We start from the raw sequence: 15,386 nt of genomic DNA, 5'->3' as shown, positions 1-15,386 counted from the left end.
TCTTGTCTCATCCGATTCTCATCCTGTCTGCTCCCACGGGAGCGGGCAAAACTTCTCTCATCACGGAACTCGATCCGGAAAGGTTCGAAATTCTTTCCTTTGATTCCAGACAAATCTACCGCGAGATGCCGATCGGAACTGCGGCTCCTACAAAAGAGCAACAATCTATAATTCGCCACCATCTTGTCGAAGTCCTTTCCCCTTCGGAAAAGGTAGACGCCGGTCTTTACAATCGTCTCGCGGACGAGGCCTTACGTTCAGTCTTAAATCAAAACAAGATTCCCGTTTTTACGGCGGGAACCGGATTTTATCTAAAAGCGTTCTTGTTTGGAATGTTTGCCGTTCCCGAGATTTCGCAAGAAGTGAGAAACAAAGTTCTTTCGATGAGTCCGGAACAAAAGAGAAATCGTCTGCAAGAATTGGATCCGGATTCTTTGGAAAAGATTTTTCCAGGTGATGACTATCGTCTGGGTCGCGCTCTTGAGGTAAATCTGATGGGAGAACGTTGGTCTGCTTTGAAAATCGATCCCAAAACTTCTGCGATTCAAAAATACGATTTGAACATTTGTTTGGGCGTGTTCCTCGATCTGGATCGGAAAGAACTTTATGATCGGATCAACGTTCGCGCCAAAGAAATGATCGATCAAGGAATGGCCGATGAGGCTTGGAAGATTCAAGAACTCTACGGATCGAATTGTCCCGGACTCAAATCCCTCGGCTATAATTTTGCACTTGAAATTAAAAAAGGAAACTCCAATCTAGAGACATTCCTTATGGATTTGAGCCAATCTCATAGGAATTATGCCAAACGACAGATCACCTGGTTTCGAAAGGAAACATATCTCAAACCAATGGGTCGGACTGAGGCACTGGAAACAATAAAACATATAAAGTAACGGAAACAAAAAAAGATGTCTGCTAAAAACAACATACAAGACCAACTCTTAAACACTGCCCGGAAAGATAAATTGGATCTTACCATTTATCTATTAAACGGGGTTCCCTTGAAAGGTAAGGTAGTCAGCTTTGATAATTTTACGATCGTTCTGGAGCAGGAAAATAAACAGAGTCTTGTTTATAAACACGCGATCTCGACGATCATTCCCGCGAAGATCATCAAGCTTTATACCGAGGAAACCAAAGACGCAGCCCAAGGATAATGCGATTTTGGATGAAACTGTTCTGGATTCTTATTCCGGGACTATTTGCAACTCTTCTCTATTTTTGTCTGATCCCCCTCAAGGAGGGGGACGCCCTTCTCGTCGTGGACGGTTCCGAGGAAATCTTAGAATATACGGGCGGACCGGGCTATGTCTTTGAATGGAAGACCCTTTTTCCTTGGAAATTTCAGGTTCTTCGGTTTACCCTAAGCAATCGAGTTTCCAACGTCCATCTGAGTGTGGATCTTTCTTCCGGACTTTTTCCGGAATCTTCTCCCGAAGGAAAGATCAAGATCAAACTCGAAGTCAAGTATTCCCTCGACGGACAAGAGGCGACCGAATTTCTGGAAATCGCAGGAATTCGAGATGAAAAGATCAGCAATTATATTAGTAAATTATTGTATTCTATTCTTCGTAAGAAGATTGAAGAATATCAAATCAATCCGGCGCTTCTGAAAGCGAATCTGGAAAACTATATCAAAAACGAACTTTCTTCCGATCTTCTCAAAGAAGAAAAGCCGCTCAAAATGTTGAATTTAAGAATTTTGGATTTGCAGGTTCCGGACGCGACACTCGTAAACGGAATTTATCGAAATCAAAATCTTCTCTTACAAAGAAAACTTGAGCTCGTGGCGGCGCTCGGAAAAGCGGAAGCTCTCAAGATCGAAGAGGACGCCAAAACAAGCGCGCTCCTAAAACGTCTGGAAAAAACGAAAGACTTCGTAATGAAAAATCCGGACATGAAAGAATTCGTTCTCTATGAAACCTTATCCGATCACGTGGAAGTGATTCTTCTTCCATCGGAAATGATCTTGGGAGAAATCCCGACTTCGAAAAAGAAAAAGAACGGCGCAGTAAAAAGACCCAAAGAGGTAGAATGAAACAGGACAAACCCGTAGTATTGATTATGGCCGGAGGAAAAGGAGAACGTTTTTGGCCGCGTTCCAGAGTTTCCACACCGAAACAATTACAGAAAGTTTATTCCAACAAAACTCTTCTCAAGGAAACCTTGGAAAGAGCGCTTACGATCACGACGATCGATCGCATTTATATCGGAACCAACGCGAGTCTCAAAAAATCCATCCTTGCTCAGGAGAAAAATTTTCCTGAAAAGAATTTCATCATCGAACCCGAAGGCAAAAACACCGCTCCCATCATCGCACTTGCGTCTCTTTATTTCAAAGAACAATACGGAGATCCGATTCAGGTCGTCCTGTCCGCGGACGCATGGATCAATCCGGTAAAAGAATTTACAAAGACGATTTCCAAAGCCCTCGAACAGGCGGAGAATCATCTGGTTCTTCTCGGAATCAAACCGAATCGTCCCGAAGTCGGATACGGTTATATCGAAGCCGGAAAATCGACTGACGGTTGTTTTGCGGTAAAATCCTTTTATGAAAAGCCGGACGTCAAAACCGCGCTCAAATACATCAAAAAGAAGAATTTTTACTGGAACCCGGGAATCTTTCTCTGGAAGACTTCCACTATATTAGAAGAATTTAAAGCACATTCTCCGAAAATTCTCGGACCTCTCGAAGAAAGATTTCCGTTTAAAAAGGCGGGCGAGTTGGGCGCGGCGTTCAAAATTCTTCCTTCCGATCCGGTCGATATCGCGATCATGGAAAAGAGTTCCCGCATAAGAATGGTGGAAGCGAGTTTCGGTTGGGACGACGTGGGCTCCTGGACTTCTCTGGAAAGAGTGATGCCGGGAGATTCTTCCGGAAACAGACACATGGGGAACGCGATTTTATTTCATAAGTCATCCGGAAACATCACTCAAACAAGAAAAGAATTCACCGCCCTTCTCGGAGTTCAGGATCTGATAGTGGTTGAAGAGGAAGACGTCCTCTTTATCAGCACAAAAACGGGAGTAGGTGACATCAAAAACCTCGTCGCGGAACTCCGTAAAAATAAAACTTTACAAAAGTACACAGAATAGTTTTCTGACATGAGGAAATCTAAGGAGTTCTGAATGCCTTCAGGTAAGAAAAGAAAGCGCAGAAAGATCGCTACTCATAAAAGAAAGAAAAAGAGAAGAGCGAACAGACATAAGAAGAAAAAGTAATCCATAGATCCTCCTTCCTTCTCCGGGATTCCCGGAATCAAGCTAGAGATATCATAGGACTGTTAAGCCCATTTCCGAATCGACCGATACAATCGGTATGGGCTCATTTCAGGATTATTCAATTTTTCGCAGGTGGTGGAAGAAAGAGTCTCCCCCTGCGAGAGGTTACACAAAATCTTATTCCGCCACAACCCCATCCGGTGACATTCTTCAGGCGGATCTCAATTTTCACGAAAAGAAAGTTCGTATCACCTTAGAAATCGCGGGTGAGAGCGGGCGTATTTATATTGCAACGATCAAAGACGGAACCGTACTCCAGGAGAAAGATCTTTCCAGTGGTAGAATGGTTCCTATCTATCAGAAACTTGCGCCGTTTCAGGAAATATTCTCCTGTTTACCGGACCCGGATCTTTTAGCCACTCTCGGTGGACAATACGGAATTTCAAAATCTCCGCTCGGTCAAACCGAAACAAACATTCCACGACCTTGGGAAACTTCGACTCGATACGATCATATCTTCGGGATCCATCATCAGAAAACATTTTGGCAAAGAATTTTTTCGAGAGACCGCGAATACAAAGAACCTTGGATCGTTCGTGTTAAGAAAAGATTTTGGAGCGAATTTCAAGACCTTCTTCTCGGAGCTTGTTCGGCGCTCGGAATTTATTACGCGTACACCGATTTCTATCTCTTGGGTTTTTCTCTCGCCGTTTTCGGTTTGCTTTTTGGCGGATTAGACTGGATGCTGAGAAAAAGAAATCCGCTCTTCGTAAAAGTCCTCTTGTTCATGAGTCTGGGATCTTACTTTTACTACGTCGGATATACCCGGTATTGAGGTAAATCATGTCATCCGAAATCGACCACCAGTACATTCTATTCAGTTTGGGGGACGAGGAATACGCGATTCCCATTTCCTTGGTAGACGAGATCATCAAGATCGATAATTTAATCCGAATTCCCAAAGCGAAAGCGTACTTTGCCGGTATCATGGACATTCGGGGAAAGGTCGTAAAGATGGTGGATCTCGCGGTAAAACTTACCGTTCCAAGAGAAGGGGAACTTTCCTATGATCGAGCCATCGTGGTCAAGGTCGGAGGTCATTCGGTCGGAATTATCGTAGACAAGGTGTCTAACGTGGTTCTTTTTCCTCCGGAATCCATCAACCCTCCGCCTCCTTCCGTAAAAGGAATTTCCGGAAGATACATCACCGGAATCGGCAAAAAGGACGATCGATTTATCATCATCATCGACGTGGAAAAGATATTGGGAGCGGAAGAATTGGCCGAACTAGGAAGCAATGTCGGATGAACAAACTCAGTTTCGAAATCGGCAACGATTCTTTGTAGAACGCTCTGCCTTTCCCATAGAAAAAATTCTACTTATCATCGGCCTCGTTTTCTTCGGGGCGACTTCCATTCTTTCGGACGAGCAGGACAGAAGATACGATTCTAAAAATCTCTACGATCCTCCCTCGGTAAAAATCACAGAACAAGACCTCAAGAACGTAAGAGAGGCGGTCGCCGATCCTACAAAGGATCCCATTTCCGAAATCCAAAAAGTTCTCAACAACTATTACAGTCAGTTTATCGATTCGAGAAGAATCGAAGAGGAAAAACGTCTCGGAAAAATTTTCGACGAAAATACGAACCGAAATACGATCCGACTTTTGATTCTGAACATGTTCTCTAAACTTTCCCCCTCCGGAATGATGAGGGATTCTCCTATTTTATACGAATTGCATCTACTTCTCTCGAAAGTTTACAACGAAAAAAAACAGAACGCAAAAGCCATCGAGGCCGCTCTTGCCGCGATTCGTTACAGGGATTTCAGTCATACCGAAGAGGAGTTCCTCGACGAACGAAGATTAGTCGAAATCTTCGATCCCGAGGAGAAACAAGCGGCGGCTTCTCACAAACAAGCGTTGGAGAATTTGGAAAAATCCAAAAAACAAAACAAGGAAACCAAAGACTTCTTTCATCTCGTAGAATCGAACGTAATCCGTGGAAGGGAAACCAAGGCGACCGAAAAAAACGCAGACGGATCGAACGGTGAAAGAACCTATTTCGCAAAGGATCTTCCCGCTTTGAAGGAAAGAATCGTGTCTTCCGAGAACGACCTCAAAACGAAGGAAAAAGAATATTCCGATTCCAAGTCGTCTGCATATGAAAACTTCCGAAAGAAAAAATCAAAAGAAGACGCGGCCACCGTCTATTATCTTGCGAATCTGATCAAACAAGCGGAGAACGAAAACAAGGAACGACTGAAAGTTGTGAACAATCTTTCCGTGAGTGGAACGGGGATTTTTGTGCTCTTCGATTACAAACGAAACACGGATTTTTTTGCGACGGCAGGACTTTGGGAAATGGTGACCAAACTCGATCCGGAAGCCAAGGACGCATTCTTAGATTTGGCAAAGGAGCTCAAAGCCTCCGGTAAAAAAGCGAAAGCGATCGATTTCTTTCAGAAGTATCTCGAACTTGCTCGAAAGGATAAAACGGAAGAATCCAAACTCGCACCCGTATATATTTCGATCGCGTCCCTTTATACGGAACTCAAACAGAACGTCCTTGCTTCTTCCTACTACGAACTCTACTACAAAGCGGAAACCGATCCCAAAAAAAGAATCGCGTTCTCTTATGAACTCGGTTCGTTTTTTGAAAACAGAACCGGCGACTTGGAACGGGCGGCGTTGTATTACGGAATCTGGTTGAAGGAACGTCCCAATCCGGAAAATGCAAACCTTGCGTTTGCGGACTTCTGCGAATCGTATCGTCAGGATTTTCTCGCTCAATACGGTAGCGCCAAATTCTACGCGTATCAGAGAAAACCGAAGGAAGAAAAATCCTTTCTCCGTGACGGAGTGAAGTCCTACGAAAAACTCAAAGAGATCTATCAAATGGAAGAATCTAAAAATTCTGCTCTAAAAAAGGAAACGCTTGCGATCAAAAAAAGTCTCTTGGAAAAAACGGACGATTCTACGATGGCGCAGTATCGACTGAAGGATTTGGATTTTCAGGAATCCACGAGCCGCCTGGGTGTTATCCGCACCAAGCTGAATTCCACTCCTGTGACTTTGGCGATGAAGAGATGGTCCGTTCTTTTGGAAGAGGAAAAGGATTTTCTTTCCGCGCGAAAACTCTATGAGGATATCGTAAAGATAGGAAACTCGATCGAGATCAATCTTTCCCTGAAAAACATAGATCGGATCAATAAAATTTTGGAAGACGGGATCAAGAGAGAACCTCTTTAGTTCACTTCATCGCTTTTTCGATATCGTCATCCGCTTGCGAGGAAGCCTCTTCACTGTAAGAACCTTTCGGTGTTCGCACCAAAAATTCCACCTCGTCGATCACATCTCCTTCATACGCGACTTTCAAAAGATACTTTCCGGGTGTCAGCCCTTGGAACGATCCTTCGATCGTTTTCGAGATCGGATTCGGTCTTTTGCGAAGCACGTCGAGTTCGTTGTAACCCAATTGAAAGCGGCTCAAACTTACGTAGGTTTCCGCGGTCTCCGGAACAGCGCGCGAAAATCGATAGATGTAGTGAATGGTTTTGTCATCGGGAAAGATGAGATTCTCCCTCGTGATCGTGTATTCTCCAACGGTCATGATTTTTTTTTCGATCACGTTGAACTTTTCCTCATCCATAACGGCCCAACCGAATTCTCCCGTGGGCTTGAAACACGCGGTTAAAAAAAGAAGAATCGAGGATAAGAAGATTCTTACGATCAAAGAAGACAATCTCATTTTTCGTTGAGGGAAGCGGAGTCGATGACTCTCGCCTTTTCGGAAATATCTTTTTCGCGAGGAGGTTGATTCGAAGGTGGGACATTCGTATAAAACGTCTTCCATTGTGTGGAAGACGGATTTTCTTTCGGGTTGGTAAAAAAACGAGAAAGAAAACGATAAACCAAATAGGTCATTAGAATGAAAAGAATGAGTTTCATATTTCTACTTCTACTATGACCCGGCGTTTGTTTCCTGCAATCTGAAAAAAGAGAAAAAAAGAAAGAATCGGTTCAGATAAACCCGTTTTCGTTGTACATATATTGTTTTAGATTCTTATTTTCTTCTTCGGTTTTTTCGATCTTGGCTTTCACCGCGTCGCCGATCGAAATGATTCCGATCAAAAGTCCGTCTTCTAAAATAGGCATGTGCCGGATTCTTTTTTTGAGCATGATCGATAGCAGTTCGTCCACGTCGTCTTCCGGAGACATGGTGGTGAGTGTAGTCGACATTACCTCGGAAACGGATTTTTTAAAAAAATCCAATCCGAGTTCTGCGGAAAGATGAAGGACGTCTCTTTCCGTAAAAATGCCCTTCAGTTTGCCTTCTCCCAGAATCATTACCGAGCCGATATCGTATTTGGTCATAAATTTGACCGCATCCATAACCGAAGAATCCGGATCTACGGAAAGGAGTTTTCTGTCTTTTTTTGCAAGGATCTGTTTTACGTACATATCATCTCCATCTCTCTTTCGCCTCAGTCCCTCGAAATACTGAAAAGAAAACGTCTATTACTTCAGGAATTCTGGGAGGGAATTCTCCCAAGAAGTCGAACCACTTTCGGGAGGTTACCGTATGCTAGACGTTTTTTGTCTCAGGTTCAAGAATTTTTCCAAGGAAAACGGAATATCTTTTCCAAGAAATGGCTCTCTCCGGCAGAATTCTTTTCTCCGAGGTGAAAAAAGGTTTTCAATTCACGTATACTTTTAGATTTTTTTCGCCAAAGGCAACCCCGTTCCAGAATGAATCCAAATGACCCCATTTCCGCCCCTTCGATCCTGATTGTGGATGACGAATGGCTCATCGCCTTCAATCTTCAAGTCTCTCTCCAAAAATTGGGTTATAGCATCGCCGGAACGGCAAGAACCGCGGACGAGGCCCTCGAACTCGCCGAACGCACAAAGCCCGATTTGATTTTGATGGATATTCGAATCGAAGGAGAATTGGACGGAATTCAAGCGGCGGAAAGAATTCAGAAAAAGATGGACGTTCCCGTCATCTTTATGACCGCCTTTGCGGATGAAGAAACCTTCAATCGGGCGGTCGATCGGGCTTCGATGTTCGGTTATATTTCCAAACCCTTTCAACCCACGGCTCTCAAAAATTCGATCGAGATTGCGCTCAAACAACAACAGAGATTCGGAAAGGCGAGGGAAGAAGGAAAGGAAGCTCGTGATGTAATTCAAAACATCAGCGAAGGTGCGATTTCTTTGGATCGAGACGGTAAAATTCTTTTTATGAACCGTACTGCGGAATCGCTCACCGGCTGGCTTCTTTCCGATGTGCAAGGAGAATCCGGCGAGAAAGTCTTGAGTCTTTCCACCGACGAAGGCGTGAACATTCGAACCGGAGTCGGTTCTGTAAAACCCAGTCATCTCAAATACATTCCTTCTCTTCTCACGCGCAAGAATGGAACTCGGATTCAAGTCGCGTTTCGGGTTTCCCCGGTTCGAGATGAAGAAGGAAGTATCGCAGGTTCCATCATCACACTTTCCGAACTTGCGACTCTCACCGTTTCTGAGAAAGAAATTTCAGAAATGGAAAAGGTCATCCAATCGGAAAGAAGACTCGATTCCATCCAAAAGCTCGCGGCGGGTCTCGCGCACGAAATCAACAATCCTCTCATGGGAATCATCAATTACGGTCATATCATCCGAAATCATAAGGGCGGGGACGCGGATACAAAAAACTACGCGAGACTCGTCATAGAACAAGGGGAACGAATCGCTTCCATCATTCGGAATCTCGTTTTGTTTTCCAGACAGGACGCAGAACAACCGATCAGCACGAACGTAAGAAAGCTTGTGAGTTCCGTGGAAGGGATGATCTCCGAGATGTTGAAATCACATGAGATCCAACTGGAGATCGAAATTCCGCAAGACCTGGAAGTTCAACTCCGTCCCAATCAGATCCGAGAAGTTCTCTACAACATTCTCTACTATTATACGGAGAATCAGAAAAAGGCAAAGATTCAGATGAAGGCTACGTTAGACGGAACCGAAACGGCCCAATTGAAGATTCTCGTTTCCGGGAAACTCAATATCAACGTGGATGAAGAAAGCCGTTTTGAACCGTTCGAAAATTTTCGTTCGAATGATGCTCGGATTGGAATGGGGCTTTCGGTCTGTTACGGAATTCTTCAGGCCAATCGAGGACAACTCCTCCTCAAAAAGACCGGAGCCGGTTGGGATTTTATCATCCAAATCCCGGTCTGATCTCCTTTCTTGGGAGTATCGAACTCCAAATTGAGACAGAAAATCGATGGAAAATCCAAGAGGAGTGAAAAAACCTGTATCCAACATTCAAAACGAGCAAGGAACTTAGGAATGATTGATAAAATCAAAGCCGCCCTGGGCGGAGAAGCGGATTCTCTTTTAAACCATACCTGTAAGACGATTCCAAAAGAATCTTTGAGCCTCCCCGGAGCCAACTACGTAGACGAGATTCTGTCCAAGAGTGACAGAAACAATACCGTTCTTAGAAACTATCAGGCCATCTTAAACACAGGAAGATTGTCCGGTACCGGTTATACTTCCATTCTTCCCGTTGACCAAGGAATCGAACACAGCGCGGGTGCTTCCTTCGCTAAAAACCCTGCCTACTTTGATCCGGAGAATATCGTAAAACTCGCGATCGAAGGCGGTTGCAACGCGGTCGCTTCCACTTTGGGAGTGTTGGGTCTGGTTTCCAGAAAATACGCTCACAAGATTCCGTTTATCGTAAAGATCAATCACAATGAACTTCTCTCGTATCCGAATAAATTCGATCAGATTCTTTTTGCGAACGTGGAACAGGCTTTTGATATGGGCGCGGTTGCGGTCGGAGCGACGATCTATTTTGGATCCGATGAATCTTCCCGTCAAATTCAGGAAATCACCGAAGCATTCCACAGAGCTCACGAACTCGGAATGGTGACGATCCTTTGGGCTTACTTGAGAAACGACGCGTTCAAACCCGACAAAATCGACTATCATTTAGCGACCGATCTTACCGGTCAGGCAAACCATTTGGCGGCGACAATCCAAGCGGACATCGTAAAACAAAAACTTCCCGAAGTTTACGCGGGCGGTTTTAGAGATCTGAAGTTCGGTAAAAAAGACGACAGAATGTACACAACTCTTACCGCCGATAACCCGATCGATATGGCGCGCTACCAAGTCGCGAACTGTTATATGGGAAAAATCGGTCTGATCAATTCCGGAGGAGCTTCCGGAGAAAACGACCTCGGAGACGCGGTAAAAGCCGCCGTCGTCAACAAAAGAGCGGGGGGAATGGGAATGATTTCCGGAAGAAAGGCTTTCCAGAAACCTATGAAAGACGGGGTCGCACTTTTAAACGCGATCCAAGACGTTTATCTCGCGAAAGAAGTAACGATCGCTTAACAAAAAACAAAAAAAAGAATATCTCTTTTGGAGAATATTCCAAAAGAAGAATATGGAAAATACTCCGCCTGGTCGCGGAGTATTTTCGTTTCAGGGTCATGAGAGAAGATTAGAGCATTCTAATATACAAACGGAAGGCGCTATGAACGTTAAAAAAGATTTTTCAAACGCGGTGGGAAATACGCCGCTGATTCTACTTCGCAGTTTTAGCGAAGAAACGGGATGTAATATCTACGGGAAGGCCGAATTCTTAAATCCTGGGGGTTCCGTAAAAGACCGAGCCGCTCTTTTTATCGTGGAAGACGCGGAGAAAAAAGGACTTTTGAAACCCGGGGGAACCGTCGTAGAAGGAACTGCCGGAAACACCGGAATCGGTTTGACTCATATCTGTAATTCCAAGGGATACAAAACCCTGATCGTGATTCCGGATACACAATCCCAGGAAAAAATCGATCTCTTAAGAACGCTTGGTGCGGAAGTAAGAACGGTTCCCGCAGTTCCTTATAAAGATCCTAACAATTACGTGAAGGTTTCCGGGAGAATCGCGGAAGAACTCGGGAATGCCGTCTGGGCGAATCAGTTCGACAACGTCGCCAATCGAAATGCTCATTATGCGACTACCGGACCGGAAATCTGGGAACAAACCGACGGTAAAGTAGATGCTTGGATCACCTCTCTCGGAACGGGTGGAACGTTTGCGGGTGTTTCCCTTTTCTTGAAGGAAAAAAATTCTAAGATCAAAACCATCGTCGCGGATCCGTACGGTTCCGGGATTTATAATTTCGTAAAAAAAGGAGAAGTTCTCGCTGAAGGAAGCTCCTTCACGGAAGGAATCGGGAACGGAAGAATCACCGAAAATATGAAAGGTGCACCGATGGACGACGCGATCCGGGTGACGGATGAAGAATGTCTAAAAGTCGTTTATCAACTTCTGCACAAAGATGGTTTGTTTTTGGGCGGATCCTCGGGGATCAACGTGGGCGCGGCCGTCAAATTGGCGAAGGAGCTCGGCCCTGGTCACAATATCGTCACGATCCTCTGCGATTCCGGTGCTCGCTATCAATCTCGAATTTTCAATGAAGAATGGTTATCGTCCAAAGGACATTCTATTCCGAAATGATTTCGATTTTCATCCATTCTTCCGAAGTTGTTTTTGAGAATGAGGATATTCTAATATTCTTTCGTTTTTAAACGAGCGGTCTTTATCGAATTAAGAATCGCCTGTTCGAAATGCGATGGCGATCCGGAAGAATGGATTTCGGAGTGGTGGTGAGGAATTTTCTATTTGGTAAAATCCGGTTTTTCGAAAGAAAGATTGTCGTATTTCCGACCTTCTTTTCAGAGATTCGGCTTCTTGGGACGAAGATCTGCATCTTCAGGACCGAACTTTTAGTCCGATTGAGTTTTTTTAGCGAAGAAAAAAATCGGAATAAAACGTAATGTCGTTCTTCGAGTGTTTTTTTGAAAATTCGAATGGAACGTGAGAGTTCCCACACCTTTTCAAACCGGTTGATTTGTTGAAGTTGGAATCTTTCTTTCTGCTCAAAAGCGTGTGAGAGTTCCCACACTTTTTCAAACCGGTCGATTTATTACAGTTGGAATCTTTCTTTTCACTCAAAAGCGTGTGAGAGTTCCCACACCTTGCGATTTAAAAAAACTCAGTAAAACATGGAATAAAGAATTTGTCCACCCACGTCGATACTTCGAGTTCCGCTGGAGAGATCCTTGCTGACCAATGGATTTCCGCGAATTCCGAACCCTTCGGAAACGGTTTCTCCCGTAGGAGTTTGAAGGACGTTGTTCTGAGCCCAGGTTTTTCCGGAAAAATACGAATGGGTCAATTGGATCAGATAAATCCCCACGGCAACGATCGCCGCGGAATGTTTGGCGTGTTTGTAAGCCGATTCGTCCGAACGAATCGAATTCAGTGAATTCAAATTTTTGAATGTATTGATTTGATAGTATTGCTCCAAAATTCCCGTAGGAAGGCTCGAGCTGGAAACGAGGCTACTCGTAAACTGTTGTTCCAAAATCTTTTCGATCTTCTTATCGTAGGCTTTTGTTCTTTCTTTTTCGGCGGCGTCTAACCCGAAATAGGCGACCAAGGAAACGAAGAAGAGTGTGGAATACGTTGAACTCCAAGCTCCTTGTCTCATAAAACTGTGACCCCAACCCGGAAGTATCGCCGATTTCCAGACAGGTTCCCAAGGATTTCTTTTGGCGGAAATATACGATTCCCAATCACCGTCTCGTTCTTCTAAATACTTTTCCATCAGCGCCAGACGTTTTTGAACGATCTTATAACTGTTTTCTTTGATCATCTGCTCGAGATAGAGGGTATCGAGTTGCTCTTCCTTCTCGCTTTTTATTCCTTCTTTGTTGAACTTTTTCTTCTCTGCTTCGAAGATTCTCGCGATTTCCTGTTCGTCCTTGATTTCCTTAAAGATGATTTTAAGAATTTTTGATTTTCCGATTTTTTCTCTCTTTCCGTCTCGAATGATCGTAACCGAGTTTGAATCCTGATCGATCACGGTCGCGTATGTTCTTTCCCCAGTTTTAAAGAGGATCGTTTCTCCAAAAATCAAGGAAGGAAAAAGAAGAAGAATCAAATAGAGAGTGACGTTTTTTAGCTTTCGCATCGAGTGAATAGAGATTGAAAAATTCATACGTTTGGGATCCTATACAAACTAGATATTGTTTGAATCTGATTCCTGAATTCAAAAAAGCAAATGAATTTATCATTGGATTCGAATTTGTGATTCCGTTTGAAAAAACGATCTCTAGATGGAGAAGAAAAATTCTTCGAAAATTTCTTTACGAATCGTTTGTTTTCTTAGAAAAAACAATAGGAATGAAGATTTGGATTAATAAAATGCAATCTTACAAAACGGAAAGAGAAAAGACATTGTTTCTTCTGGTATTTCGAACCGAAAAAAGAGAAGAAACCTCGAAAGGAAATAACGATGAATGTATGGAAGTTGGTTTTAATACTTATTTTTGTCTCCGGTCTTTTGTTCGCGAAGGAAGAAAAAAAGAAATCGGAGAAGGGTGCGGATCCTACGAACAAAACTCCGGTATCAGGTTGTTGTAGAATCAAAACGGTCGGAGGCGGTTACGACTATTTTGTCGCAACGGAAGAAGAATGTGCTTCTCACAAGCAGTTTCATTCTTTTCTAAAAGAAAGGACTCTTTGTTTTGAGTCGTTTCCCGAGTAGTTCCGTTTTTGGATTCTTCAATCGAAAACGTTTTTTTTTTTTTGATTTGGATCGTTCTTAGGGAAAAAAACGAACTCTTACAAGAAAACCGTTCTTCTTTTCCACTTCCAATTCTCCCCGGAGTTGTTGACAAAGCGCTTCGATGAGACTCATTCCGAGAGAAGAACTTTCGGAGGATATCTTTTCCTCGGAAGCGTTTCCGACTCCATTGTCCGCCACTTCCAGAGTCAAAAATCCGGAATGCGATTTTTGGAATATTACGGAAACTGTACCTTTTGCACTTTCCGGAAACGCGTGTTTAAACGAATTGGATAAAAGTTCGTTGATAATCAGTCCGCAAGGTATCGCTTTTTCCATCGGAAGATAGATTTCCTCAATTTCACAAGTGGATTGAATTCTTCCATCGCTCGGACCGTAGGAAAGAAACAGATGACGAACCAAAGAATTGAGATAGTCTTTTGCGTGTATGACCTTATACGAGTCCTTAAAAAAAAGATAATCCTGAACCATTGCCATGGAATGAATTCGATTCATCGCCGAAGAGATCGCTTTTTTGGCCGGTTCCGATTTTGTTTTCTCTTGCTCCAAAGCCATCATCGAAAGAATCAGCTGAGTATTGTTTTTGACTCGATGTTGAATCTCTCGGAAAAGAGTTTCTTTGTCGTTCAGAGACTCCGTTAATTTCGCTTCGGCTTCCAATCGAATCGCGATTTCGTTTTGAAGTTCCGTGTTCGTTTTTCTATGAAGTAGAATGAGTTGTTTTTGTTTTCGAATACTCAGCGCAAGTCCTCTTAGAATTGCGATCACGGAAAAAGTGATAATTCCGCAAAGAAAGGAAAAGTTAGCGCCTACGACCAAAATCTGAAACGGAGTTTCGTTTCCGATCCAGATTCTATAATGAGCGAGAAGAGCTCCTCCGAAAACCGCAAACGTAGAAATCACCCATCCCCAAAATGCAAGAGTCGGATTGAGAAAGATTCCGCAAAAAACAGGAATCAAAAAGAACCAAAGAATTCCCGCGCCGGCAAGTCCGATCTTCGTATAAAGCAGAGCGGCCATCAGGGAAACGAGCGCGAGAAGAAAGTAGGACTTGGATTTATAATAACGGTTCGGAAGTAAAAGGAGAAACCAAATCAAAAGGAGCGCGAGCGTGTCGACGATCACGACTTCTCCCAAGCCTTGTTTTGCCGCAAGATAAACGCTCGGGATGTAGACGATCAGTCCGAATATCGAAGATACGATCAGAAGAATGTGAATGATATTTCGTTTCCAAGCGTTCGGGTGCGTAGAATTGGGAGAATGAACTCGAAATAATTCTTGAATGTTGGAAGTTAGGCTCATCTGTCCAATCGATCCCTAAACAATCCCCGTTCTTCTCTTAGAAAGATAACGAGTGTTCGAATATAATTCTGGAAAAATTTCTCTCATCAAATTTTTGTCTTGAGTTTTAAATAAATATGTGAGCAAATGCTCATTATTCTGAAGGTAGGTTTCGAAGCCAATTATAGATTGCGAATGGTCTATTTTTTTCTTTGCAACCACGAAGAATAGGGCTA

The 15,386-nt window shown here is 43.5% G+C and carries 16 protein-coding genes; 11 read left to right on the top strand and 5 right to left on the bottom strand.

Going from position 1 to position 15,386, the window contains the following annotated elements; translation table 11 throughout:
- Nucleotides 1-2 precede the first annotated feature (2 nt).
- The 7 genes from miaA to DLM75_RS11125 all read left to right on the top strand — a co-directional run bounded on the left by miaA (nt 3) and on the right by DLM75_RS11125 (nt 6,475).
- The gene (gene miaA, locus DLM75_RS11155) at nt 3-896 is read left to right on the top strand and encodes a tRNA (adenosine(37)-N6)-dimethylallyltransferase MiaA (protein ID WP_118968548.1); all 894 of its coding nucleotides are present in this window, start codon (nt 3-5) and stop codon (nt 894-896) included.
- A gap of 15 nt (nt 897-911) precedes the next feature.
- A complete protein-coding gene (hfq, locus tag DLM75_RS11150; RefSeq protein ID WP_003009702.1) occupies nt 912-1,160 on the top strand; it encodes an RNA chaperone Hfq in 249 nt (82 codons plus the stop codon).
- Nucleotides 1,160-2,041, top strand: coding sequence for an SPFH domain-containing protein (locus DLM75_RS11145; RefSeq protein ID WP_118968547.1), 882 nt, complete (start codon nt 1,160-1,162; stop codon nt 2,039-2,041). The genes hfq and DLM75_RS11145 overlap by 1 nt, the downstream gene beginning before the upstream one ends.
- Nucleotides 2,038-3,099 carry a mannose-1-phosphate guanylyltransferase gene (locus DLM75_RS11140; RefSeq protein WP_118968546.1) on the top strand — a complete coding sequence of 354 codons (1,062 nt, stop codon included), beginning with the start codon at nt 2,038-2,040 and terminating at the stop codon, nt 3,097-3,099. The genes DLM75_RS11145 and DLM75_RS11140 overlap by 4 nt, the downstream gene beginning before the upstream one ends.
- A 223-nt stretch (nt 3,100-3,322) precedes the next feature.
- Entirely contained in the window at nt 3,323-4,060 is a 738-nt protein-coding gene (locus DLM75_RS11135; RefSeq protein ID WP_118968545.1) for a hypothetical protein, read from the top strand.
- Nucleotides 4,061-4,068: 8 nt separating this feature from the next.
- Nucleotides 4,069-4,533 carry a chemotaxis protein CheW gene (locus DLM75_RS11130; RefSeq protein ID WP_100785514.1) on the top strand — a complete coding sequence of 155 codons (465 nt, stop codon included), beginning with the start codon at nt 4,069-4,071 and terminating at the stop codon, nt 4,531-4,533.
- Nucleotides 4,523-6,475, top strand: coding sequence for a tetratricopeptide repeat protein (locus DLM75_RS11125; RefSeq protein WP_118968544.1), 1,953 nt, complete (start codon nt 4,523-4,525; stop codon nt 6,473-6,475). The genes DLM75_RS11130 and DLM75_RS11125 overlap by 11 nt, the downstream gene beginning before the upstream one ends.
- Nucleotide 6,476: 1 nt before the next feature.
- On the opposite strand, the gene DLM75_RS11120 is transcribed toward DLM75_RS11125, so the two are convergent.
- From DLM75_RS11120 to DLM75_RS11110, 3 genes are all read right to left on the bottom strand, one after another.
- Complete coding sequence (locus DLM75_RS11120; RefSeq protein WP_118968543.1) at nt 6,477-6,974, bottom strand: LIC_12238 family plasminogen-binding lipoprotein; 498 nt, start codon at nt 6,972-6,974, stop codon at nt 6,477-6,479.
- On the bottom strand, nt 6,971-7,174 hold the full coding sequence (locus tag DLM75_RS11115) for a hypothetical protein (protein ID WP_118968542.1): 204 nt from the start codon (nt 7,172-7,174) through the stop codon (nt 6,971-6,973). Before DLM75_RS11115 ends, DLM75_RS11120 begins: the two co-directional genes overlap by 4 nt.
- A gap of 72 nt (nt 7,175-7,246) precedes the next feature.
- Nucleotides 7,247-7,687 (bottom strand): CBS domain-containing protein, encoded by a 441-nt coding sequence (locus DLM75_RS11110; protein ID WP_118968541.1) that lies wholly within the window; start codon nt 7,685-7,687, stop codon nt 7,247-7,249.
- A 288-nt stretch (nt 7,688-7,975) separates the two neighbouring features.
- Here DLM75_RS11110 and DLM75_RS11105 point away from each other — a divergent pair, with 288 nt between their 5' ends.
- The 3 genes from DLM75_RS11105 (at nt 7,976) to DLM75_RS11095 (ending at nt 11,735) form a co-directional block, all read left to right on the top strand.
- On the top strand, nt 7,976-9,448 hold the full coding sequence (locus DLM75_RS11105; protein ID WP_118968540.1) for an ATP-binding response regulator: 1,473 nt from the start codon (nt 7,976-7,978) through the stop codon (nt 9,446-9,448).
- A 111-nt stretch (nt 9,449-9,559) separates the two neighbouring features.
- Nucleotides 9,560-10,615, top strand: a complete 1,056-nt coding sequence (locus DLM75_RS11100; RefSeq protein ID WP_118968617.1) for a class I fructose-bisphosphate aldolase — start codon at nt 9,560-9,562, stop codon at nt 10,613-10,615.
- 142 nt (nt 10,616-10,757) lie between these two features.
- Nucleotides 10,758-11,735 carry a cysteine synthase A gene (locus DLM75_RS11095; protein WP_118968616.1) on the top strand — a complete coding sequence of 326 codons (978 nt, stop codon included), beginning with the start codon at nt 10,758-10,760 and terminating at the stop codon, nt 11,733-11,735.
- Nucleotides 11,736-12,273: 538 nt separating this feature from the next.
- Here the strand turns inward: DLM75_RS11095 and DLM75_RS11085 are convergent.
- On the bottom strand, nt 12,274-13,254 hold the full coding sequence (locus DLM75_RS11085) for an LA_0442/LA_0875 N-terminal domain-containing protein (protein ID WP_241547908.1): 981 nt from the start codon (nt 13,252-13,254) through the stop codon (nt 12,274-12,276).
- A 324-nt stretch (nt 13,255-13,578) separates the two neighbouring features.
- Between DLM75_RS11085 and DLM75_RS11080 the strand changes: the two genes are divergently transcribed.
- Nucleotides 13,579-13,830, top strand: a complete 252-nt coding sequence (locus tag DLM75_RS11080; RefSeq protein WP_118968537.1) for an LIC_11321 family protein — start codon at nt 13,579-13,581, stop codon at nt 13,828-13,830.
- Nucleotides 13,831-13,887: 57 nt separating this feature from the next.
- Here DLM75_RS11080 and DLM75_RS11075 read toward each other — a convergent pair whose 3' ends face one another.
- Entirely contained in the window at nt 13,888-15,171 is a 1,284-nt protein-coding gene (locus tag DLM75_RS11075) for a sensor histidine kinase (RefSeq protein ID WP_118968536.1), read from the bottom strand.
- Nucleotides 15,172-15,386 lie beyond the last annotated feature (215 nt).

Source organism: Leptospira stimsonii, assembly GCF_003545885.1.
Taxonomy (GTDB): domain Bacteria; phylum Spirochaetota; class Leptospiria; order Leptospirales; family Leptospiraceae; genus Leptospira; species Leptospira stimsonii.
This window is presented reverse-complemented; position numbering and strand designations above follow the sequence as displayed.